The following is a 22332-nucleotide window of genomic DNA, read 5'->3' as shown; positions in this document are numbered from 1 at the left end:
TAAACGGCTAACGCCATAAATAAAAGGAGTGTCCACTGGAAACAGTGGCACTCCTTTTTTTCATGTGTATATTCGATGAGATTACTCAATCAAATCGCTGTTGTTTTTGTACCTAATTGTGCAGCTTCGTCGGCAGCAGCACCTATGGAACGTTCAACCACATCGCTTAAGCGTTCAGCTTCTTCATGCATTTTGTTTAATTGCACCGTAGCATAACCTCTAATGGTCGCGACTGGCATAAGCAGCATTCTTGGAGAAATCGTTTCTCTACGCTGCTTGTTTTTTGTTGCTTTTTCTGTTTTAGTAAGTACTTTGATGAGGACGCGCAAGTAAATCCGTGTAGAACGTGCAAACCACCCCTCAGGCAGCTGAAAAATTTCGAAGCCTAGACGATCAGCACCCCGATGGATCATCGTTACGCCATAAACCGCTTTGATATCATTCGCGTCATTATCTTGTGCAAGCTGGTTAGCGAGCAGCGGAAGCGCCTGCTCCACCTCTCGAAGCATTCGTATTCCGGTTGCGACAGGCGATCTAGAAGTCGCAGCGATGGAGGAAAGCTTTTTATTATCAAAATGAAGCTCCGCGACACGATCTCCTTTTTTGATATGACCGCCTTCCGCTAAATCCACCGCTTCTCCGTTATACGTAGTAACTCGGTAATGAAACGCTGGAACCTCCGCATCTCCAACTCGTTTCAACCGGAAAGCGATGTGAAATGCTTTCTCCCATAGCAGCCAAAGTGAAATAATCGATTTCTTCCAAATCGGTGTATGAGCAACAGCCATGCGATCTGCCAATTTCATCATTTCTTCAATTCCGACAAAGCGGAATCCTCGTTTTGTTCCTTCTTCTAAATAGGCTTCAAGCGCGATCAGCATATTTTTCGGAGCATGCTTGTCGGCCCCGAACGTCATGCCGCAATCATGCAACAGCAAAACCTCACCTGGCCGGAGCTTCTTCATCATCCGTTTCTTCAGCCGATCTGCCCCAAGTCTGATTCGCCAATCGCCGAACATTGCAGACCATAAAATAATGTGAAGATAACCCAGATTAGCATAATCGAATACATTTACTATTCCCCATGGCGGCCGGTAATACGTCGAACGTGTCCCCGTTGCATTTTCAATGATATCGGCAGTACGCTCGACTTGGCGCTTAACCGCTCGAGGACGCATTATCCAATTCGATTTGTGAACGTAATTATGAATACCGATAATATGTCCCTCAGCCTTCATCCGCTGCAATATTTCCGGATACCCCTCAGCATGTGAACCGACAACAAAAAATGTCGCCTTCGCATCGTAGCGAGCAAGCAAATCGAGCAACAGCGGTGTGTAATGCGGATCAGGTCCATCATCGAACGTAAGGGAAATTTCTTTCTCTACTCGGCCTTTTTTGAAAACACGAAAGCCGAAGGTACGGCTAATTAGGCCGGGGAGAAAAGCATAAAAAGTTGCTACATAAAGTCCCCACAGCATCAAATTTTCCATTTTGTTTTCCCCACCGTTATATGATTTAGTCGACGAATGAATAGCGGTACAAAACAACAACAATAGCTTTAATTGTAGCATATTGCGTTAATAAATAGGCATTTTTTAAAAAACTATAGTACAATCTTTATGGAAATAAGATAATGGAAATAAGCTGCTCGAACTATGATATTAGAAATTAAAGGAGATTGACTATGCTGCCATTTTACAAAAAGTATTGGCGTACCGCTTTTGACATTGCTCTCATTGCCCTTACCGTATACTTGATCATGTATGCTTTCAGCTATCTGTACAAAATCGCAACCCCAATATTCTTTTCTTTTCTCATCTTTTTATGTATTGAGCCTCTTGCAAAACGACTTAATAAGATCGGTATGAAAAAATCAATCGCGTCCGGCATCTCTGTGCTGGTATTTACGCTGGTTATACTAAGCGCCTTCTCAGGAATTGCTTATCTTCTGACTAAGCAGGGTACCGAGCTTGTCACCGATCTGCCAAAATACCAGGAAATGCTTAAGGAGCAAATCGCAACGATAACGGAAGAAGTGCAGGAAAGATTTCCTACGTTTAATCCTAAACTTGATTTGGTCAATAGAGCAACGGATTTAATCGCAGGCGCAACTGCTACTTTGCAAAAATTTGCACAGGCCATATTGCTAAATATAGTCGGCTACGTTTCTTCCGTCTCTAATTTTGTTTTTAATTTTATAATTGGTATTATTTTAGCTTATTTCTTAAGCATTGAAATTACTACTTGGAAAAAAACAGCAGACGATAAAACACCAAATACATTTAAACAAGCTTTTTTCTTTTTACGTAACAACGTCTTTAAAGGTATTGCCCTCTACATAAAAGCACAGGCCAAAATGATCAGCATTACGTTTATCGTTATTCTTATCGCTTTAATTCTGCTCGGTGTAAAGAATGCGTTTGTTATTTCAGTCGTGGCCGCTATTTTCGATATTTTGCCGCTGCTCGGTGTAGGCACTGTATTTATACCTTGGATAGTTTATTTGATTATTGTCGGTAAAATATCACTCGCGATATGGCTGTCTGCACTCTTTCTCGTCGTCGTGCTTACACGTCAAATACTTGAACCGAAAATAACAGGTGACTCCTTAGGTGTATCCGCGTTTACCATGCTCGCCTTTATGATTATTTCATTGAAGCTGTTTGGCATTTCAGGAGTAATCCTTTCGCCGATTCTTATGATATTACTCAAGTCGCTTTACGAGCAAGGTTATTTCCACCGTTGGATCCGTACACCGCAGGGTGAGTTTGACGATGAAGTAAGCAATATACCTAACGATCAGAATCTTTCAGAGCCCGAAGAAGTGAAGTAAACAATGAGCAGGCGAATAAAGAAGGCCCACAGATTAATGTGGGCCTTCTTTGCTGTTAGCGGCGGCGATATCCATAACGCCGCGGAAAAGCTTAGTCGCCTGATGAGTGCTTCCAGGCGACCTATTCTCTGCAAGCACAGCGATAGCATAGCGCGGCGACTTGACCGGGCCGTAGCCGGCAAACCACTGGTGGTTGCGGGCGATTCCGGCCTGCGTCGTTTGGGCGGTGCCGGATTTGCCGGCCACCGCCCATTGCCCGTGGCGGATCGATCGACCGGTTCCATGGTCGACGACCGCCTGCATGCCGCGCAGCAGCGCATAGGCAGTGGCCGGCTTGATCCGGCCGCCGCCCTCCTGCGCGCGCTGCGCGGGCAGCTTCACCATCCGCTGGCCGTTGGCATAGCGGATCTCGCTTACTAGGCGCGGCTCCATCACGCGCCCCTCATTCAGCAGCGTTACAATCAGATTTGCCGCTTGAAGCGGCGACATCCTCACATCACGCTGCCCAATCCCGCTTTGCGCGAGTACGCCGCCGTCTACAGCCGAAAGCGCGGCTGCTCGCTCCGCGTCACCTGCTGCCGCCCCGCCCTTCCTGTGCTTGCCATGCTTCATACTGCTCCCTTGCTCCGACTCAATCGTGCGAGCCCCTCGCTTCGCCAAGCCGCCTTGCTCTTCCCCTACTCCCGCGAATACTCGCCCTGACTCCTCTTCCTCCAACAACCGCAAAGGTACATCAAACGGTCCAAATGAATGGTCGCGATGCCAGCCAGCCTTGTGTCCAATGCCTAAAATGTCCGCTGTACGCTGCAATTGGTCCGCCTTAAGTCGTTCCGCTATTGTCGCGAACACAATATTGCAGGACTGCGCCAGTCCTTCCTGAAGCGTTATAACGCCATGCCCGCCTTCCTTCCAACAGGATAAGCCATATTTCCCATACTCTCCGTTGCAGAAAAACTTCTCATGTTTGCCGACTACCCCTGACTCTAAGGCAGCGGCTTCCGTTACCAGCTTGAACACAGATCCCGGGGCCTCTGCCTTTAGAGCATGGTTAACCCACTCTGACCCATCAGATGATTTGAACTGACCAGGCGCCAGCTTAGGACGAGATACCATAGCCACGATATCGGCATTGTTTGCGTCAAGCACCACAATAGCACCCTGTTGAAGACCTTGCGCATCCGCGTACGCTTCAATTTCATTTTGAAGCTTCAGATCAACAGTCGTCATCACTCGGAGCGGATAATACCGATTGCTCGGCTGCGTGATGCGAACATCCAACCCTTGCAGCGGCGCATCTCGACCGTCTATGAAATAAGAAACAGATGTTCCTCCTACGCCCCGAAGCAGTTTATCAAGCGATTTCTCTAGACCAGCTCCACCAACCTGCTCTGTGAGCTTTCGCTTGCCGCTCCTTAATTCCTTCGCATGTACTGCCTCAAGCCATTCCGGATGCTGACTTGTAAAACCTATCAGATGCTTCGCATCAAACTGCTGCAAATATCGGTTGCGGTAGGGCAGAACTCGTATACCATTCACAGGCAGCTTCGTAATTTGTACTGCCTGTTCATCTGTTAGACGCATCGGCTGCTTCTGCCCGTCAAGCTTCCAGAATAGAGGCTCACGCACCTTATCCCATTTCTGAATTAATTGTTCTATCGTTATTCCTAGCAGCTCTGACAGCTCCTTCAGAGCTTCACTGGACCCGCGCACATCCGCCCTAACAGGAAAGAAAGCAACAGCTGAATAACTCTCCCCCGTAATCGGGGTGCCATAACGATCATAGAAATCACCGCGACCTGTATCCAGTAATAACTGTCGCTGACGCTGCGCTACAGAAAGCCTTTGCCAGTCAGCCTGTTTGGAGCTATTCAAATAGCTGGTAGCTGGAGCACTTCCTGGGATTAACTGCAGCCAAGCCAACCGAACCAAATACACAATTATAAATGAAGTAATTAGCAATCCGATTATCCAAATACGTCTAAGCATGCAGTTGTCCCATCATCGATGTTCCCTTCTTTAAGCATCAATCGCGACCTTTTAAAAAGCTGATCATTCATACGACTATTATTCCCTTTCACGGCTATTTTTCAAACATCCAAAGTCCATTTTGATGTTATAGGCATAAGGAAGAGAGCTGTTCAGCGATTTCCGCTTGAACAGCTCTCTTCCCGTATTAATTATATTCGGCTTTAATCGCCGCTATTGAATTTTGAACTGTGACAACGAATCCTTCAATTCTCGTGAAACGGAATCCAGCTTCTCAGACAGCTGTACCATGTTGTCACTAATATTAAGCTGTTCAGTGCTTAGTGATGCTACTTCCTCAGAGGTAGCGGACGATTCCTCAGCAACCGCACTCACATTTGTCATTGCTTCTGCTAATACGTTTTGTGATTCATCAAGATGGCTGATTGAATTTGTTACAAGGTCAAGATTTTCAACAAATTGACTCATTTGACCTTGGACTGTCAAGAAAATCTGATTCGCTTCTTTAACCGATTCAATTTGCTCTTGGAATAGCGGATATGCATCGGATAGTACATGAACCGTCTCATCGATTTCAAATTGGATTTTCTCCGTTATTTGTCCAACTACATCTATTGATTGACGAGATTGATCAGCAAGCTTACGAATTTCATCAGCTACAACCATAAATCCTTTACCCGCAGCACCTGCGCGAGCAGCCTCAATTGTCGCATTCAGCGATAAAATATTCGTTTGCTTCGTTATATTGTTTAGCACATCCAATATTTTAACAATTGAGCTCGTGCTTTCCTTCAGTGCGTCTACCTTCTCTACCATTGAGCGCGTCATTTCTTCTGTCATGCCCGTTTTTTGAATGAGCACACCCATATATGTTGTACCTTGTTCACTTGCTTTCTCCACATCTGTTGCCGAGCGAACCATTTCCTGATTGGCAACGATCACTTTTTTCATTTGATCATTAATATTGCCGGTTAAATCAGTACCTCTCTCCGCTTCAACAGCTAGGCTTGTTGCTCCGCTCGCGATCTCTTCTGTCGCTACCGCAATTTCCTTGGCCGAAATCGCTGTTTTCTTCGAAGCGTCACTAAGGTCTGTTGCTGTAATAAGAACATCGGCAGCTGAACGGGTCGTTTGCTCTGCCAGTGCTGTAATTTGTATCATCATCTGATTGAAGCTCGCACCAAGCTGACCAATCTCATCCTGACGCTTATTCATATTGGAACGAACGGTCAGATTGCCTCTCGCTCCTTCATTCATCAAGTTTTTAATTTTTACAAGTGGTCTTGAAATATCTATTATAACTACCATACCAATAGCAATCGCTAAGACAGCTGCAATCAATACGGTAATCCAAGTCATAGTTTGAATTGACTTAGCATCTCTAACTAGCTCATTTACCGGTATTGTACCGACAAGTCTCCAATCCATCGAGTCAAACTCTTTATAAGCAGCCAGAACTGATTCGCCGCTTTCAGCTTTCGTTTTCAATGAACCTTCTAACGCTTCCTCTCCTTCAGTAGGGAGAATAATTTGACTCTTCTTTCCGACTAGCTCTGGATTGTCGTTCGTTATATAATTGCCTTCTGCATCCACCATGAACATTTGACTACCTTCACCCAGTACAACATCGCTATAACGCTTGGATAAAGTGTTGACGGGAATTTCCATTAACATAACGTAAGTTGCATTGTTAGAACTACTGTCTCTAATGACTCGACTTAGACCGATCACGGGTTCACCGGCTTGACTAGTTAGACCATCAGGCTGCGGTGGAATCCAGTACGTTTTTCCATTTTGCTCAACAGTCTTCTTATACCAATCAGAATCGATCAGCGTTTGAGCTTTGGATGCCGAGGTTGAACCCGAAGTTACTATACTTAATTTCTTGTCAAGTGGCATTAAAATAATTCCACTGATCGTATTATTGCTCATCATATAAGAATCCAGTTTTTCAGATAGCTTTCGATTGGATTCAAATTTCGCATAGTCTTCCTTACTATTAACTAGTCCTCTCACAACTTCATGAAAATCTTTATCTATTATGAGTTGTAGAGATAAATCTTCATATGTTTTATAAATAATATCCATATTGCTTGCTACTTGATTAACTGTTTGATAGCTAGCCTCTGAAACCTTCTTCTCCACAATCGATTTTGCTTGCGCATATGCTAATAGCCCTACTGATAATACACATGCGATAATGCTGCAAAAAATGATTAAGAACAACTTCATACCTACCGACTTAACCGGATTAGATAATTTCATATCCTTGAAAGAGGATGATGCCATCTTAACTATTTGCGACACCGCCTTTTTACTAGACTGCGCTTTCGATGTAATGTCAGTCTGGCTATCGCTTCCTTTACCTTTCTGCTTTTTACTCTTTTTCTTTTGATCCTCTGGGTTTTTCATCAGAAAAGACACCGCCTCTGAAAATTATATTTTTGTATGTATTTTTAAGCATCTAGAAAATTATTCTAAAAATAGCTGTGTGCATCTACAGTCTATTTTTATATCGGCATTATCATATCAATATGTAATATAAAAAGAATAAAAAAAGAGCCTTATTTCATATAAGAAATAAGGCTTTAGAGCGATTGACTTTTTTATTGCTTATTCTGGATTTTCTTTCGCATCATGTCCATAGGCTTAACTGCTTTAAGCGTTCTAATACGGATATGCTGCAGCGGGTGACGAGCAGCTTCAAGCGCCTGACCCTCTGAATCTGTTAGCTCTGTAACGGTCTGTTTAAAAAATGTGCCTTGAGGACCGACAAACTCAACCTCTTGACCCACTTTAAAATGGTTCCGTTGCTGAATGATAGCAAAACCGCTTTTTTCATCATAGGAGAGAACAACACCGGCAAAATCATAAGGAGCGGATTTTTCTTCCGGCTCGTAAATATGATCCTCCACCCCAGGTGTATCCAAGAAAAAACCTGTATTAAGAGGCCGATTTGCTGCTTTATTGATCTCATGTATCCATTCCGGCTTCAGTACGAATTGTTCAGGATCCGCAAAATAAGCGTCTATCGCTTGCCGATAAACATTAACTACCGTAGCTACGTAATGGATACTTTTCATCCTGCCTTCAATTTTGAAGCTGTCTACACCAACCTCTATCAATTCAGGCAAATACTCAATCATGCATAAATCCTTAGAGCCCATTGTGAACTTATCCTCATCCTCCGGATACAGCGGATTATCGTCAACAAACAAATCGTATTTCCAACGGCACGATTGCGAGCAGCCTCCGCGATTGGAGTCTCGATCCGTAAAATGATTCGATAATACGCAGCGTCCGGAGAAGGAGGAGCACATAGCACCGTGTATAAAAGCTTCGATTTCGATATCGACATGTCTTTTAATTTCAGCTATATCCTCGAAGCTTGTTTCTCGAGCAAGAACTACACGCGGCAAGCCCTCTTCCTTCCAGAACTGTACCGCTTGCCAGTTAAGCGTCGATTGCTGTGTGCTCAAATGAACCTCCAGCTTTGGAGCAACCCGCTGTGCCGTCTCAATTATAGTTGGATCCGCTGCTATAATAGCAGATATTCCCGCGTTTTCTAGACTGCGCAAATAATCCTCAAGACCATCAATATCCTCGTTATGAGCGTAAATGTTAGTAGCGACGAATACCTTTGCTCCATATTGATTAGCGAATTCGACGCCTTCCTTCATTTCCTCAAAGCTAAAATTGTCCGCATTCGATCGCAAGCCATACTTTTGACCGCCGATGTAAACCGCATCCGCGCCGTAATGAATCGCAAATTTTAATTTTTCCAAATTGCCGGCAGGTGCCAGCAGCTCCGGTTTATCAAGCCGATGACGTTTTCCTTGAAATCGCGGTGTCGTCTTCGTAGTTGCACTCATATTCTATTCCACCTTTTAAAAGCTTTGCGACGCAAAACTCATTTCATACGATTTAGCATGTTTGCATTAAACGCCGTCTCTTAAATAATAAATATGGTTAGTACACTTGTTCTTTAAAAAAGAATCCAAAGCTAAGCTCGCGATTAGTATTCTGAATCCTTTGAATAGGTTCCAACCATTCCTCTTGAAAAGAATAGCCCTCAGGGTCCGTCAAGTACGCATCAATCACTTGACGATAGGCCCGCACTACGATCTCATTGTAATCTATCGATTTCATGATGCCTTCTATCTTCAAGCTGTCTACGCCAATCTCCAACAGCTCATGTAGGTTTTCGATCATGCAAAGATCATCAGAGCTCATAATATGAGTGCCGTTTATGTCCTCGTATATAGGGAATCGCTCATCCTGCCGTTCCGCTTCCATGACATACAAGCCTCGGTCTTTATCCTTCTCAGGCAAACGATCCATCTCCGATTGATGCTCCATGTAGCTTCCAACAAGAGACCTTTTCGAATGATAAATATTAGTCATACCATGGACCTGAACCTGTACTTCTAAGTGGGTATTTGCCTTCGTTTCAATAACCTGCTCCATATTAAGCTCACGTGCTAATACAAAACGAGTAGCCCCTCTTCGTCCCCAGTACTCCGCCGTCACATAATTCGTAGACGTCATCTCCGCATTCCAGTGCAGAGGCATTCCCGGCGCATGTGCTCTTGCAGCCATTAGAACAGCAGGATCACCAAAAATAATAGCATCTACACCAGCTCCAGCAATCGTTGAAATATAAGCAGGCAGCGAATCAGCTGTTTCATTGTCCATCAAATTGTTAAGTGCCGCATAAATTCGAACGCCGTGGGGCTTCGCGACTTTCACCGCTTCTGCAATCATATCGGTGGTGAACTCACCCGCCAATCGCATGCCATATCGTGCTTCACCGATAACAAACGCATCAGCTCCTGCAGCTATAAGTCGTTTAAGCTCCTCTATAGATGCGGCGGTAGCCAGCAATTCCGGCTTATACGCCATTGTGTTACCCTCCTTAAAAGTTGCGCAGCAACTTACTTCGTAAGCATCAGCTTAACCAGCTGTTTTATTGCTTTTCTCTATGTTTTTCAAATGCTCCTTATACGTCTTCGCGAACAAATGCGTTTGGCTTCCGTCTTTTTTGGTTACATAAAATAAATAGTCTGATTCCTCTGGGTACAAGGCAGCTTCAATTGAGGCCAAGCTCGGGCTAGCAATCGGCCCAGGCGGCAAGCCTTTCACTTTATACGTATTATAAGGACCCTCTACCTGTAAATCCTTCTCAAACAATCTTTCCTTTGGCTTATCTAATGAGTACTGTACGGTAGCGTCTATTTGCAGCGGCATCCCATCCTCGATGCGGTTATAAATAACACCTGCTACTAATGCCCGCTCTGTATCAACGACAACCTCACGCTCAACCAGCGAGGCAATCGTAAGCAATTCATGAAGTGAAAGCTTCTTCTCCACAAGAACGTCCTGCCAATCCTCTGGGAGCTCAGCTAGCTTGCGATCCAATTCCGAGGCCATTCGTATAATAATGTCCTCTTCGGTACTGCCGATTTTCATCTCATACGTTTCAGGGAACAAGTACCCTTCCAAGCGTTGATGAAGATCGTCTCTCTTTGGAATGGATCTAACTGCCTCAGCATCACCCCATGCCGTTTGTGTCGCAATAAGTCCAATAAATTTCTCCTTGTCAATCAGCTTTTGCTCAGCAAGCTTGTCCGCGATTTGGAGAACTGTAAAACCTTCCGGTATAGTGAATCGAATGGTCTCGGCAGCTACTGTTTCACCCGAGTTAAGCTTAGCAATTATCGCCTCTTTGTCCATCCCAGGATTAAGCTCATATATTCCTGCTTGAAAACGAGAGCCTTCATCTTTGAGCTTCAAATAATATTTGAATATAAATGAGTTCTTAATAATGCCCTGCTCATGGAGCGTATCTGCAACATCATTGGCGGACATCCCTTTGGAGACCTCGATTTTCAATGTATCGCCCTTTGCTGTCGGCTGTAAATTACTCCATACGTATAGCGCTACACTTCCCGCGCCTATAATCATAATGCCGAGCAGGCTTAAAATAACCCACATCGTAATGCGACTGCGTTTTGGACCTGAAAGCGATTCATGATCTTTACCCAACCTAGTAGGACCCCCTATATATTTATTGTTTTGATGTCTGTTATCGAACAAAAGAGCGGCTATAAGCCGCCCTTTTGTCTATTGCATATCCGCTTGCGCCCGATTAAGGCCGCTCATCATCTGCAAATAATAGATCATCATATGCTTCTGAAGCAGCTTCCCATTCTTCATCCTCTTCAATGGTTTCGAGCTGTGGCTCGCCATCCGACTCAATGACTCGGAAAAGCTCAACCTCATCCTCACTTCGCATTGCATCTGACTGCAGGGCAGCATAAACGTTGTCGCCAAGTTGGAATTCCGCTTTAATGTAGAAAAGCTCCGCTTCGCCATTTTCATCAATTAATTCTATATCATTGCCAAACGCGTTTTTCAAGCTGCTTAACGTTTTTGGCACGTATTTCTCTGTGCCAGACATTAGCTCTCTTCCTCCAATTCACCGAGTAACGTATTAAACGTTTCCTCGACCATGTTCCATTCTTCCTCGTCTTCAATCGTATACAGCTTCAAATCATCGCCTTCTTCTTCATAGCGGAAAGCATATACTTCATCTTCTTCTTCATTTTCTCCAGAGAGCGGAACGACCATCATGTATTTCTGATCAGAATCATCAACCTCAAACTTCATGATAACTTCGAATTCTTCTTCGTTTCCGTCCTCATCCGGGATATAAATAATTTCCGGCTCTTCAAACTCTTGATCATTCTTTGTCATCTTTACCCTCACCTTTTCGTTTTAGAATCGAGATAATTTTGCAAAATGAGCGTTGCCGCCATTTTGTCTATAACTAGCTTTCGCTTCTTCCGGCTGACGTCCGCTTCGATGAGCGTTCGTTCGGCAGCTACCGTTGTCAGCCTTTCATCCCAAAGGTGAACAGGTATGTTCAGTTTCTGCTGAATCTGTTCTGCAAATGCAATACTGATCTCGCCTCGTGGACCAATCGTTCCATTCATATTTTTTGGCAGTCCAACAACAATTTCACTAACCTCATGTTCTTTCACTAGGTCGGCTATACGGTCAAGCTCGCCGCCGTCTCGTCTGCGCTCGATGACACAATTACCTTGTGCGGTCCAGCGAAACGCATCGCTGACTGCGACACCAATGTTGCGGTCGCCGTAATCCAATCCCATCAATCTCATCTCTTGGCCGGCTCCTGCCTAATTATTATTGTTTCTTGTGATTCAGATAAAACCGAACGAGCTCTTCAATAAGTTCGTCTCGTTCCTTCTTTCGAATTAAACTTCTGGCGTTGTTATGCCGCGGAATATACGCGGGATCTCCGGACAGCAAATACCCAACGATCTGGTTAATCGGATTGTACTCTTTCTCAAGAAGTGACTCATACACGGTTAGAAGAATGTCTTCGGAAGAAGATTCCATCCCTTCCGCCTTCACGTTAAACTTCATTGTATTGTCCATGGAACTCATCGCCAGCACCTCACTTTCCAAACCGCATTTCAATGAGATATACATTCTTTATTATATCACATTTGTTTGGCTAAGAACTAGTTCTTCTACAAGTTTCAAAGCCTCGTCTAGTTTAGCTACATCTTTTCCGCCAGCCTGTGCCATATCCGGGCGTCCGCCGCCGCTACCGCCACAGTGAACTGCCGCTTCTTTTACGATTTTCCCTGCGTGGAAGCCCTTCTTAACTAGATCAGCGGAAACTGCTGCCGCCAAGTTCACCTTATCGTCCTGAATCGCGCCAAGTACGATAACACTTGACCCTTGCTTCAGCTTTAATTCATCAACGATGCCGCGAAGCGCGTCCATCGTAGGCGCATTAACTTTAGCGCATAATACGGTAATGCCATTAACCGTTTTAGCACTCGCATCAAGAGATCCGGCTTCTATTCTGCTCAGCTTCGCTTGAAGTGATTCATTGTCACGCGACAGGTCCTTTACTTGTCCGAACAAAGCGTCGATACGTTTTGGCACATCGGCAGTATTCGATTTCAATAGAGAAGCTGATTGCTTCAACAGATCAAGCTGACCTTCTAAATAGTTATACGCATGCTTACCTGTTACGGCTTCAATTCTTCGTACGCCAGATCCAATACCGCTCTCGCTTAACAGCTTGAACAATCCTATTTGAGAGGTATTGCCTACATGACAGCCTCCGCATAGCTCTAGGCTGTAGCTGCCTACTTGTACGACGCGAACCTCGTCCCCATACTTTTCTCCGAACAATGCCATTGCGCCCATAGCTTTCGCTTCATTCAACGACTTGCTATCAATCGTGACTGCAGTGCCCAGCCAAATTTGTTCATTAACACGGCGCTCAATTGTAACAAGCTCCTCCGCGGTAATGCTGCCAAAATGTGAAAAGTCAAAACGCAAACGTTCCGCTTCAACAAGGGACCCAGCTTGATTTACATGATCGCCAAGCACCTCTTTGAGCGCTTTATGAAGCAAATGCGTCGCCGTATGATTTTTAATAATATCGTCACGAATGGCTTTTGTGACGGCAGCCTCTACAATTTCTCCTATGCGAACAGTACCCGCCGTTACAACGGCATAATGAACGCTTTGACCGTGCGGCGCCTTAGTTACATCCTCTACCTGAAGAGTAAATCCTTTACCTGTAATCGTTCCGCGGTCTCCAATCTGTCCTCCGCTTTCCGCATAGAAAGGTGTACGATCGAGAATGACGGCTACTTTGCTGCCTTCTCCAGCCAAATCAACCAATGAATCTTCATGAACGATAGCTATAATTTTAGAATCAGTTACCCATTCATTATAGCCAATAAATTCACTTTTAACCGTAAAATCACCTAGTGGTCCGCCTTGCACCTTCATGCTTCCTGTGTCATGACGCGCTGCCCGAGCACGCTCACGCTGCGCTTCCATTGCCGCGTCAAAGCCAGTACGATCGACGGTCATTCCATTCTCTGCAGCAAAATCCTCCGTCAGGTCAAAAGGGAAACCATAGGTGTCATACAAACGGAATGCATCGTCGCCGTTGATTTCTTTGTTGCCCGCTTTACCTGCAGTTGCAACGAGGTCAGACAACATCGCCAAACCATCAGACAGTGTTTCATGGAACCGTTCTTCCTCTGTCCGAATAACACGCTCAATAAATTCACGCTTCTCCACTACCTCTGGATAGTAAACACCCATAACCTCACCGACAACGCCGGTCAGCTCATGCAAGAAAGGACGATCAATTCCGATTGTCTTCCCGTAGCGAACTGCACGGCGAAGAAGTCGGCGTATAATATATCCTCGGCCTTCATTGGATGGCATTACACCGTCACCAACCGCAAACGCTACTGTGCGAATATGATCAGCAATAACTTTAAGCGCGACGTCATGATCCTCATTTACTTTATAGCTGACCTTTGCAATTGCGCATGTACGATCAATAATTGGTCGGAATAGATCAGTATCGAAATTTGAATCCACATCCTGCAAAATCGAAGCAAAACGTTCTAGTCCCGCTCCTGTATCAATATTTTTGATTGGAAGTGGCGTATAGCTGCCATCTTTATTATGATTAAATTGCGAGAATACGACGTTCCATACTTCAAGGAAACGTTCATTTTCTCCACCTGGCCAGCATTCTGGATCAGACAAATCACCGTACTTATCACCGCGGTCATAGAAAATTTCTGTACAAGGCCCACAAGGACCTTCACCGATATCCCAGAAATTTTCCTCTAGCTTATATATGCGTTCGGTAGGCAAACCGATCTTCTTATTCCAGAAATCAAATGCTTCAACATCCTCAGGGTAAACTGTAACGGATAGACGGTTAGGGTCGAAGCCGATCCATTGCGGTTCAGTAAGAAACTCCCAAGCCCAAGTAATAGCTTCATCTTTAAAGTAATCACCAATCGAGAAGTTTCCAAGCATTTCAAAAAAAGTATGATGACGGCGTGTCTTGCCGACATTCTCAATATCATTTGTACGAATACATTTTTGCGAATTCGTAATGCGGGGATTTTCCGGTACAACTCTTCCATCAAAATAAGCTTTCAAGGGCGCCATCCCTGCGTTAATCCAAAGCAATGACGGATCATTATGCGGAACAAGCGATGCACTTGGTTCAATTTTGTGTGCTTTGCTCTCAAAAAAAGCAAGCCACTTCGCGCGAATTTCACTAGCCTTCATTTTGTTGCCTCCTCAAAAGTTTTACTTCGTAAGCATTATTCCTATTATCCCTTAGCCTAAAAAAACAAAAAAACGCCCCTGTCATAGACAGGGACGAATAAATTCGCGGTACCACCCTGGTTATTGCGCCATTGTTAAAGCACGCAATCGCCTTCATTGGACAATAACGGGTCCACCCGGCGAAGTTCATTCACACTCCGAAAAGAGCTTTCGGCCACTCTTCGTCATAAAAGCTCTCTCAACCGACGCTTGTTACTCACAATGGAGCACTAGCGAAGAAGCTCTCTCTCTGGCTAACGGGCATTGGCTTACTTCATTTCGTCAACGTTTTAACTATGCTACAGCATTATGCTAAAATTATAGCTACAGCCGCAGCACCTGTCAAATAATCTTTCTTCTCACATAATAAGCAAACATATGCTGTACGATCACTTTGCAAACTGCAAATATCGGAACAGCTAATATCATCCCGACAATACCTGCAATTTGACCGCCTACTAGCAAAGCAAAAATGATCGATAATGGATGCATATGAAGCGTACGTCCAACGACCTGTGGAGAAATAACATTCCCTTCAAGGATTTGACACGCTGTATTGATAATCGCAACAAACAGAACCATTTTGATCGATACAGTGGATGCCATTAGCAAGGCAGGCGCCGCTCCAAAAAACGGGCCTAAATAAGGAATTACATTTGTTATTGCTACAATACTGGCTAGCAGTAAAGCATAGGGCATTCCAATTAACAAGTAGCCAAAATAGGCCAAAATGCCAACGATAATACAGACGAGAAATTGCCCCCGGATGTAACTGCCGAGCGCCGAATCAATATCCTTTAACAGCCTAACCGTATTTTTGCGATGGGACTTCGGTACATAAGTGATGACCGTTCGCTCGAACACATCAAAGTCCTTTAATATGTAGAAGGCGAGAAACGGAATGATAAATGTTATAAACACCGCATTCAGCATTGAGCCGATATTGTTTACAAAGCTAAACAACGTCTCTGACAGCTTCTTCTCCATACTCATCAACGCTTTATTCATTCCGCCCCGTATGCTGTCAGGCAAGAACGATGTATTGTTTATATCCGTGACCAAATTTTGAGCGCGTATCGACAGCTCAGGCACATGATGGTTTAATTCCTGTACTTGATTTATGAACATTGGAATCAAATTAATGAGAATCACGGTAATAGCTGCGCAAAAAACAGCATAAATAAGCAGCACCGCAATCGTTCGCGGCACCTTCCTTTCATGCAGCATTGTCACGATTGGATTTAATACATATGAAATGATCATCGCTATGAGAAATGGTGCTAATACCGCCTTCAGAAACACATAAACATTTACGATAAGCGGTTTGATGAGCAAGCAAAAGTAAATTGCGACTAAACCTAAAATAATATATACCAACCATACAAACAGACGGTTGTTTGTAAAGCGCTCCACCGTCCTCACCCCCGCATTGTCATATCCCCATCCGACCCGAAAGCTATAGCTGGTCCTAGTTCAGTATATGTACAAGCGTCTCCATTCATCCTTATATAGCAAAAAAAAGACGGCCATTGACCGTCTTTCGATTTTTTATATTTAGTATTCGGTTGATTAGTTAACGTGAATTTCCGGCATTTCATCTTCAAAGAACAAGTCGTCCAACGAGCTTAACGTGCCATCCTCTTCCACTTGGTAGACCGACATTTTGTCGCCGTTAACCGTCAGCTCTATGAAGCAGCCCCAGCAGTAAAACTGATGGGAACCAATCTTACCGATATCTTTCGAATTACAATTCGGACATCTCATCATCTTTCATTTCTCCCTACTTTTTGAAATTGGAAGCTGCGACAGGCTCCAATTCCGCTTCACTGACAGCAGGAACAATGATCGCGTCTTCCCCGAGTAACACGGAATCTGGATCAATAGGCGCCTTTAACCATTTACGTCCTTCCATCAGATCCGAAATAAAACCGTCCGTAAGCTCATAGCCTACTATCTGTGTACCCTGAAATGGATGAAAATAAACATCCGATACGCGTCCAAGTTGTAATCCTTGAACGGTTACGACGGGCACATCCTTTAATTTTACAAGACCTGTGTAGAAAGAACGCAGCAATTTCTTCGTTTTCATCCGAATCAATGCTTCTTCATCATTGGATATAATCACCACATCTTCGCCGCATGTCAATACGTCAGACCATCCTACAACTTTCACAGATGATGCGAACCACTTTGCATCATCGAGTATAAGTCCTTTAAGCTGCCAATGCTCATCGAACCAGGCATCCTTGACGGTTCCGACATGTTTGCCGGAATGGATAACGATAACGGGAAGTCCAATAAGCTGTTGAAGTTTAATCACGCTTAGGCGGAGTCCTCCTAGTAGTTATTACGAATACGCCTCACGATCTTCGCAACTATACATGCGGCATCTTCTAATTCCTCCAAAGTATTCCCCAAACCGAAGCTAAATCTTACAGCAGATTGTAATTGTTCCTGCGATATGTTCATCGCGCGTAGTACATGTGATCTCTCAAGTGCGCCCGAGGTGCACGCAGAACCGCTTGCAGCCGCAATACCTTCCATATCAAGGTTCATTAGCATCGTCTCTGTATCAACGCCAATAAAGCTAATGTTTACGATATGAGGCAAATGATGTTCTTCATCGCCGTTGACTACAATAGGTATTTCTTGGATCTTCTCTCTCAATAAGTCTACCCATCTATTACGAAGCTTGTCCATAAAAGGTTTCTTATTTTCTCGTTCGTTCACACAAATGTCAACTGCTTTGGCGAATCCGATAATCCCTGCCACGTTTTCTGTGCCAGCGCGACGTTTTCTTTCCTGCGAGCCCCCATGTGAAATAGCTTCAAATGACGTTCCGTTAGCTATATAAAGGGCTCCTACACCTTGCGGCCCATTAATTTTATGCGCGGAGAAGCTCATCAAGTCAACAGGCAGCTCATTTAGATTGTAGTTAACCCATCCAAGCGTTTGTACCGCATCAACATGGAACAAAGCACCGCCCGCTTTCACTACAGTGCCAATCTCCTCGATTGGCTGCAAGGTACCGATCTCGTTATTGCCGTGCATGATGCTTACGAGACCCGTTTCCGGCGTCATAGCCGCTTTGACTTGTTCAGCGGTATTTCGTCCGAGGTTATCAAGCGACAGTATTGTAAGATCGAAGCCTTCTTCCTTGCTTAACCATTCACAGGTATGCAGAACAGCATGGTGTTCACCCGCCGATGTAATGATATGATTTCTTCCTGCTTTACGCTGAGCGCGAGCCGCTCCGATTAATGCGGCATTATCGCTCTCTGTACCTCCGGATGTAAATAGCAATTCAGTAGATTTACAATTTAATGCAGCAGAAATACGATCGCGCGAACGACTAAGCTGCTGCTTAGCGGCGCGACCGTATACATGCATACTGGATGAATTGCCGCCTGGCCCTTGCATATGCTCCAGCATTGCTTTTGCTACGTCTTGATGCATTGGTGTTGTTGCGGCATGATCGAAGTAATAGGTTTTCATTAGTCAGCTTCCTTTAAATGTAGAACATGTAGCTATCAGGTTTTCCTTCGTCCTCGAACGATATCAAATCAGCTAGTGTAGTTGAATCAAGCACCTCTGCGATGCTGTCGCGAATTTTTAGCCATAATTGACGTTTTGCAGGATCATCTTCCTCTGTAAAATCAACTGGCGAGATCGGCCCCTCAAGAATACGAATAATGTCTCCTGAAGTTATCGTTTCGGGATCCTTTGACAAGATGTATCCGCCATAAGCTCCTCGGACACTTTTTACTAAGCCAGCATTTCGCAATGGTGCTACTAATTGCTCCAAATAATGCTCAGAAAGCTGATTACGTTCCGCAATACTCTTGAGTGAAGTCGGGCCTTCGCCAAACTTAACTGCAAGCTCCATCATAATGGTTAAGCCATAACGGCCTTTAGTTGATATTTTCAAGGTTGCACCTCTCTCTATTTGTTTATAGGTAACAATTTATAAGTTTTCACATACAAATGTGCTTACCTATCAAATGTCACATTAAATCACTGTATTCCCATATCACTTATATGTTAACATATCCGACGAGTATCGTGTGGAAAAGCTTGTCCACTTCATGAAAAAAAATTGTGACTATGCTACAATAAATAGATGTTTGATTGAACAAGGTGGTGTTTAATATGGATAAACCAAAAGCTTCGACAAGAGTCATTGTCGGAATGTCAGGCGGGGTCGATTCTTCTGTAACCGCCCTGTTGCTTAAGGAGCAAGGCTATGACGTTGTCGGTATTTTTATGAAAAACTGGGATGACACTGATGAATTTGGTCATTGCACTGCGGAAGAGGATTCAGAAGACGTCCGCCGCGTATGTGAGCAGATCGGCATCCCTTATTATACCGTAAATTTTGAACGACAATACTTTGATAAGGTATTCACTTATTTTCTTGATGAGTATAAACGCGGACGTACTCCCAATCCAGACGTGATGTGCAATCGAGAAATTAAGTTCGGTGAGTTTTTGCAGCGTGCTATAGAGCTAGGGGCAGACTATTTAGCAACTGGACATTATGCGAGGGTAGAACGCTCGGAGGAAGGCGTAACCAAGCTTCTGCGAGGCATTGATTCTAACAAGGATCAGACTTATTTTCTAAGTGCTCTGAATCAACAGCAGCTGGAGAAAGCGATGTTCCCAATCGGACATTTGCCCAAGCCTGAGGTTCGCCGTATCGCTGAAGAAGCTGGCTTATATACGGCTAAGAAAAAGGATAGTACCGGGGTCTGCTTCATTGGAGAACGGAATTTCAAAACCTTCCTTAGCGGATATTTACCTGCACAGCAAGGCGACATGATTGACATTCGCACTGGCGAGAAGAAAGGCCGTCATGACGGCTTAATGTATTACACGCTTGGTCAACGTCAAGGACTTGGCATTGGCGGCTCGGGATCAGGTGAGCCATGGTTTGTTACAGATAAAGATTTGGAGCAAAACATTTTGTATGTCGTGCAAGGAGAACAGCATCCTAGCCTCTATTCATCCAGCTTAACAGCCAGCGGTATGAATTGGATCGTCCCTACCGCACATGAGCTTCCAATCCGCTGCACCGCAAAATTCAGGTACCGTCAGCAGGATCAAGGCGTAACGGTAACGATGCAAGCAGATGGATCAGCGTATATCGTATTTGATAGTCCACAGAAAGCTATTACGCCTGGACAAGCAGTCGTTCTCTACGACGGCGAAGTATGTCTAGGCGGTGGAACTATCGATACGGTTCACAAAATCGATGCTGACTCCTTTGTCGCAAAGTAAACAAAATAAAGGATAGACCAAAAAAGCTGTCCAACTGCGTATAGATCTCTGCAGTTGGACAGCTTTATTATTTAGATAACCTCTTCATTCGAAAATACTCTATGTCAAATAAGCCCCCAGCCGCGTTTAATCGACTTCAGCACTTCTCCTGCTTGCCTCGCGGAAAGCGGCAGGAGGAATTCCCTTTATCTGAGCAAACGACCGGGTAAAATAGTGAATGGACGAAAATCCGGTTCGCTCGGCGATCTCCTTAATCGGATACTGTGTATACGTAAGCAATTGTTCAGCGGCGCGGATCCGTTCGGTGCGGACTAAAGAAGAGAAAGACTCATGGATGCTGCTAGCAAACATTCTGGATAGATGACGCTCAGATATGTTTAAGTAGCGCGCGATTTCAGGCAACGACAAGTTCCGGTCTAAATTATCGCGAATATAAAGCTTTGCTCTGTTAATTAGGACTGCTGTATTCGATGAAATCGGTGTATGCTTTGAACTTTGCAGCGTACCAAATAAAGACGGGAACGAAGCAATTAGCTCATAAGCGAGTCGAGGCAGTTGCGATACTGGCAAAGCCCTGCCCATTTCAGTGGGAACGAGCAAAGATTTCCATATTTGAATGGTAGGCCAATCATTTGTATCTTCTAACCAAATAGGCCCTTGACTAAGTGATTCCAAGTAGGGCATGAAAGCCTCTTGCGTTGACTGCTTTTCATCCGGCTCGAATGCTACGTATAATAGATCCAGACCGTCTACATCACTGATCTGATGATAAATGTTTGGTCGTGAACAGAATGCAACACCCTTATATAAAGGATAGACCGTGTCTCCTTCTGAGTAAACACCAGTACCGCCGTTCACGAAGCAAATTTCATAAAAAGAATGTTTATGCACCTCGTTTGCGACCAGATGCTCGACAGCACCCCAGTAATAGATAAGAAATGTGAGACCTTCCCCTTTCAGCAGCCCTGCATAGCGGTTTAGCCGTTCATCGCTTTTCGTCCAGTGGTACATAAGTGAACATAACCCCTTTGGCGTAATATTACAAAAAGATGTCATGAGTATGCAAATACTATTTATCTACACCCCATCTATAATGAAATCATATTTAAAGCAAAAAAGCGAGAAGGAGATTGAACATGATAAATGAAAAGGATGTACAATTTTACAAAGATGAAGGGTATTTGTTAGTAAGGGGAGTTTTCAATCAAGAAGAAATAGACGAGATGAGAGAAGCAACCGAGAAAATTATTCGAAGAGCGGCTCAAGCGAAAGCGGATCATAACGCCGCTTGGCAAGGAGACTTCTTACCTCCAGAGCAGCTCAAGAAGCTGGTGCTTAAAGGCTTCCATGATGTACATTATCATGATGCCGCTTTCATGCGTGCCGTTATTCATCCTAAAATGACTGCTGTGTTAAATGGCATCATAGGCCCTAACGTTCAGCTTCATCATTCCAAAATGCTGGTGAAACCTCCGGCGGTAGGTGCAGCATTTCCAATGCATCAGGATTACCCGTATTTCCCGCACCGTGATCATTCGATGCTTGCCGCAAGCGTACACTTGGATGATGCCGACACGGAGAATGGATGTCTGCGTGTTATTCCCGGATCGCATAAGCAAGGCGCTATACCGCATGTCGGTCAGCACTTCCTTAATCATAAGGAGCATCCGATTTCTTCTGGAACCCTTTGCCCAGCTAAAGCCGGGGACGTGCTGTTCTTCAACTATTTGACCATTCACGGCTCAGACGTGAATCGCAGCGAAAGAACACGCCGAAACATTCTGTTTCAATACCGTGACGCGTCGGATATTCCGACCGCTAATGTCCACTTCGATTGGGGCATGGGTTTAATGGTTAGCGGGGAGAATCCTGATTTCAACAATGTAAAGCCTAATTTTGAGATTATAAACGACAAGCAAGCGTAAACAGCTGTCACCGTCTCCAAAGGAAAAATGAGGACAACGAAGCCAAAACAGCCATGCAGGAACACTATACCTGCACAGCTGTTTTGGCTTTCTGATTGATTAATTGGTTTTTAA

At 44.4% G+C, this 22332-nt stretch carries 20 protein-coding genes; 3 read left to right on the top strand and 17 right to left on the bottom strand.

Annotated elements, in window-relative coordinates; genetic code table 11:
* Positions 1–89: 89 nt before the first annotated feature.
* Positions 90–1493: a polysaccharide deacetylase family protein gene (locus tag AC0YN7_RS21060; RefSeq protein ID WP_475811998.1), complete on the bottom strand. Its 1404-nt coding sequence runs from the start codon at positions 1491–1493 to the stop codon at positions 90–92.
* Between the two features lie 194 nt (positions 1494–1687).
* Between AC0YN7_RS21060 and ytvI the strand changes: the two genes are divergently transcribed.
* On the top strand, positions 1688–2836 hold the full coding sequence (ytvI, locus tag AC0YN7_RS21055; protein WP_475811997.1) for a sporulation integral membrane protein YtvI: 1149 nt from the start codon (positions 1688–1690) through the stop codon (positions 2834–2836).
* 33 nt (positions 2837–2869) lie between these two features.
* Here the strand turns inward: ytvI and AC0YN7_RS21050 are convergent, their stop codons facing one another.
* The 15 genes from AC0YN7_RS21050 to cymR all read right to left on the bottom strand — a co-directional run bounded on the left by AC0YN7_RS21050 (position 2870) and on the right by cymR (position 18944).
* Positions 2870–4822, bottom strand: coding sequence for a peptidoglycan D,D-transpeptidase FtsI family protein (locus AC0YN7_RS21050; protein WP_475811996.1), 1953 nt, complete (start codon positions 4820–4822; stop codon positions 2870–2872).
* Positions 4823–5035: 213 nt separating this feature from the next.
* Complete coding sequence (locus AC0YN7_RS21045) at positions 5036–7234, bottom strand: methyl-accepting chemotaxis protein (RefSeq protein WP_475811995.1); 2199 nt, start codon at positions 7232–7234, stop codon at positions 5036–5038.
* 194 nt (positions 7235–7428) lie between these two features.
* Positions 7429–8694, bottom strand: coding sequence for a peptidase U32 family protein (locus AC0YN7_RS21040; protein ID WP_475811994.1), 1266 nt, complete (start codon positions 8692–8694; stop codon positions 7429–7431).
* A 97-nt stretch (positions 8695–8791) separates the two neighbouring features.
* Positions 8792–9724, bottom strand: coding sequence for a peptidase U32 family protein (locus tag AC0YN7_RS21035; RefSeq protein WP_475811993.1), 933 nt, complete (start codon positions 9722–9724; stop codon positions 8792–8794).
* A 51-nt stretch (positions 9725–9775) separates the two neighbouring features.
* Positions 9776–10867, bottom strand: a complete 1092-nt coding sequence (gene mltG / locus AC0YN7_RS21030) for an endolytic transglycosylase MltG (protein ID WP_475811992.1) — start codon at positions 10865–10867, stop codon at positions 9776–9778.
* Positions 10868–10970: 103 nt separating this feature from the next.
* On the bottom strand, positions 10971–11282 hold the full coding sequence (locus AC0YN7_RS21025) for a DUF1292 domain-containing protein (RefSeq protein WP_475811991.1): 312 nt from the start codon (positions 11280–11282) through the stop codon (positions 10971–10973).
* Positions 11282–11578 (bottom strand): DUF1292 domain-containing protein, encoded by a 297-nt coding sequence (locus AC0YN7_RS21020; protein ID WP_475811990.1) that lies wholly within the window; start codon positions 11576–11578, stop codon positions 11282–11284. The genes AC0YN7_RS21025 and AC0YN7_RS21020 overlap by 1 nt, the downstream gene beginning before the upstream one ends.
* Before the next feature lie 8 nt (positions 11579–11586).
* Positions 11587–12003: a Holliday junction resolvase RuvX gene (gene ruvX / locus AC0YN7_RS21015; protein ID WP_475811989.1), complete on the bottom strand. Its 417-nt coding sequence runs from the start codon at positions 12001–12003 to the stop codon at positions 11587–11589.
* A 25-nt stretch (positions 12004–12028) separates the two neighbouring features.
* Positions 12029–12292, bottom strand: coding sequence for an IreB family regulatory phosphoprotein (locus AC0YN7_RS21010; protein WP_475811988.1), 264 nt, complete (start codon positions 12290–12292; stop codon positions 12029–12031).
* 51 nt (positions 12293–12343) lie between these two features.
* A complete protein-coding gene (gene alaS, locus AC0YN7_RS21005) occupies positions 12344–14977 on the bottom strand; it encodes an alanine--tRNA ligase (RefSeq protein WP_475811987.1) in 2634 nt (877 codons plus the stop codon).
* A 381-nt stretch (positions 14978–15358) separates the two neighbouring features.
* Positions 15359–16429, bottom strand: coding sequence for an AI-2E family transporter (locus AC0YN7_RS21000; protein ID WP_475811986.1), 1071 nt, complete (start codon positions 16427–16429; stop codon positions 15359–15361).
* Positions 16430–16585: 156 nt separating this feature from the next.
* Positions 16586–16783 carry a hypothetical protein gene (locus tag AC0YN7_RS20995; protein ID WP_475811985.1) on the bottom strand — a complete coding sequence of 66 codons (198 nt, stop codon included), beginning with the start codon at positions 16781–16783 and terminating at the stop codon, positions 16586–16588.
* Positions 16784–16796: 13 nt separating this feature from the next.
* Entirely contained in the window at positions 16797–17336 is a 540-nt protein-coding gene (locus AC0YN7_RS20990; protein WP_475811984.1) for a PRC-barrel domain-containing protein, read from the bottom strand.
* 17 nt (positions 17337–17353) lie between these two features.
* The gene (locus tag AC0YN7_RS20985) at positions 17354–18511 is read right to left on the bottom strand and encodes a cysteine desulfurase family protein (protein ID WP_475811983.1); all 1158 of its coding nucleotides are present in this window, start codon (positions 18509–18511) and stop codon (positions 17354–17356) included.
* 13 nt (positions 18512–18524) lie between these two features.
* Positions 18525–18944: a cysteine metabolism transcriptional regulator CymR gene (cymR, locus tag AC0YN7_RS20980; RefSeq protein WP_475811982.1), complete on the bottom strand. Its 420-nt coding sequence runs from the start codon at positions 18942–18944 to the stop codon at positions 18525–18527.
* A gap of 221 nt (positions 18945–19165) precedes the next feature.
* Between cymR and mnmA the strand changes: the two genes are divergently transcribed.
* On the top strand, positions 19166–20293 hold the full coding sequence (gene mnmA / locus AC0YN7_RS20975) for a tRNA 2-thiouridine(34) synthase MnmA (RefSeq protein ID WP_475811981.1): 1128 nt from the start codon (positions 19166–19168) through the stop codon (positions 20291–20293).
* A gap of 126 nt (positions 20294–20419) precedes the next feature.
* Here the strand turns inward: mnmA and AC0YN7_RS20970 are convergent, their stop codons facing one another.
* A complete protein-coding gene (locus tag AC0YN7_RS20970) occupies positions 20420–21304 on the bottom strand; it encodes a helix-turn-helix domain-containing protein (RefSeq protein ID WP_475811980.1) in 885 nt (294 codons plus the stop codon).
* Positions 21305–21429: 125 nt separating this feature from the next.
* Between AC0YN7_RS20970 and AC0YN7_RS20965 the strand changes: the two genes are divergently transcribed.
* Positions 21430–22218, top strand: a complete 789-nt coding sequence (locus AC0YN7_RS20965; RefSeq protein ID WP_475811979.1) for a phytanoyl-CoA dioxygenase family protein — start codon at positions 21430–21432, stop codon at positions 22216–22218.
* Positions 22219–22332 lie beyond the last annotated feature (114 nt).

Source organism: Paenibacillus sp. J31R122 (genome assembly GCF_056269185.1).
Note: the sequence above shows the minus strand (reverse complement) of the source record. Positions and strands in the feature narration are given on the sequence as shown.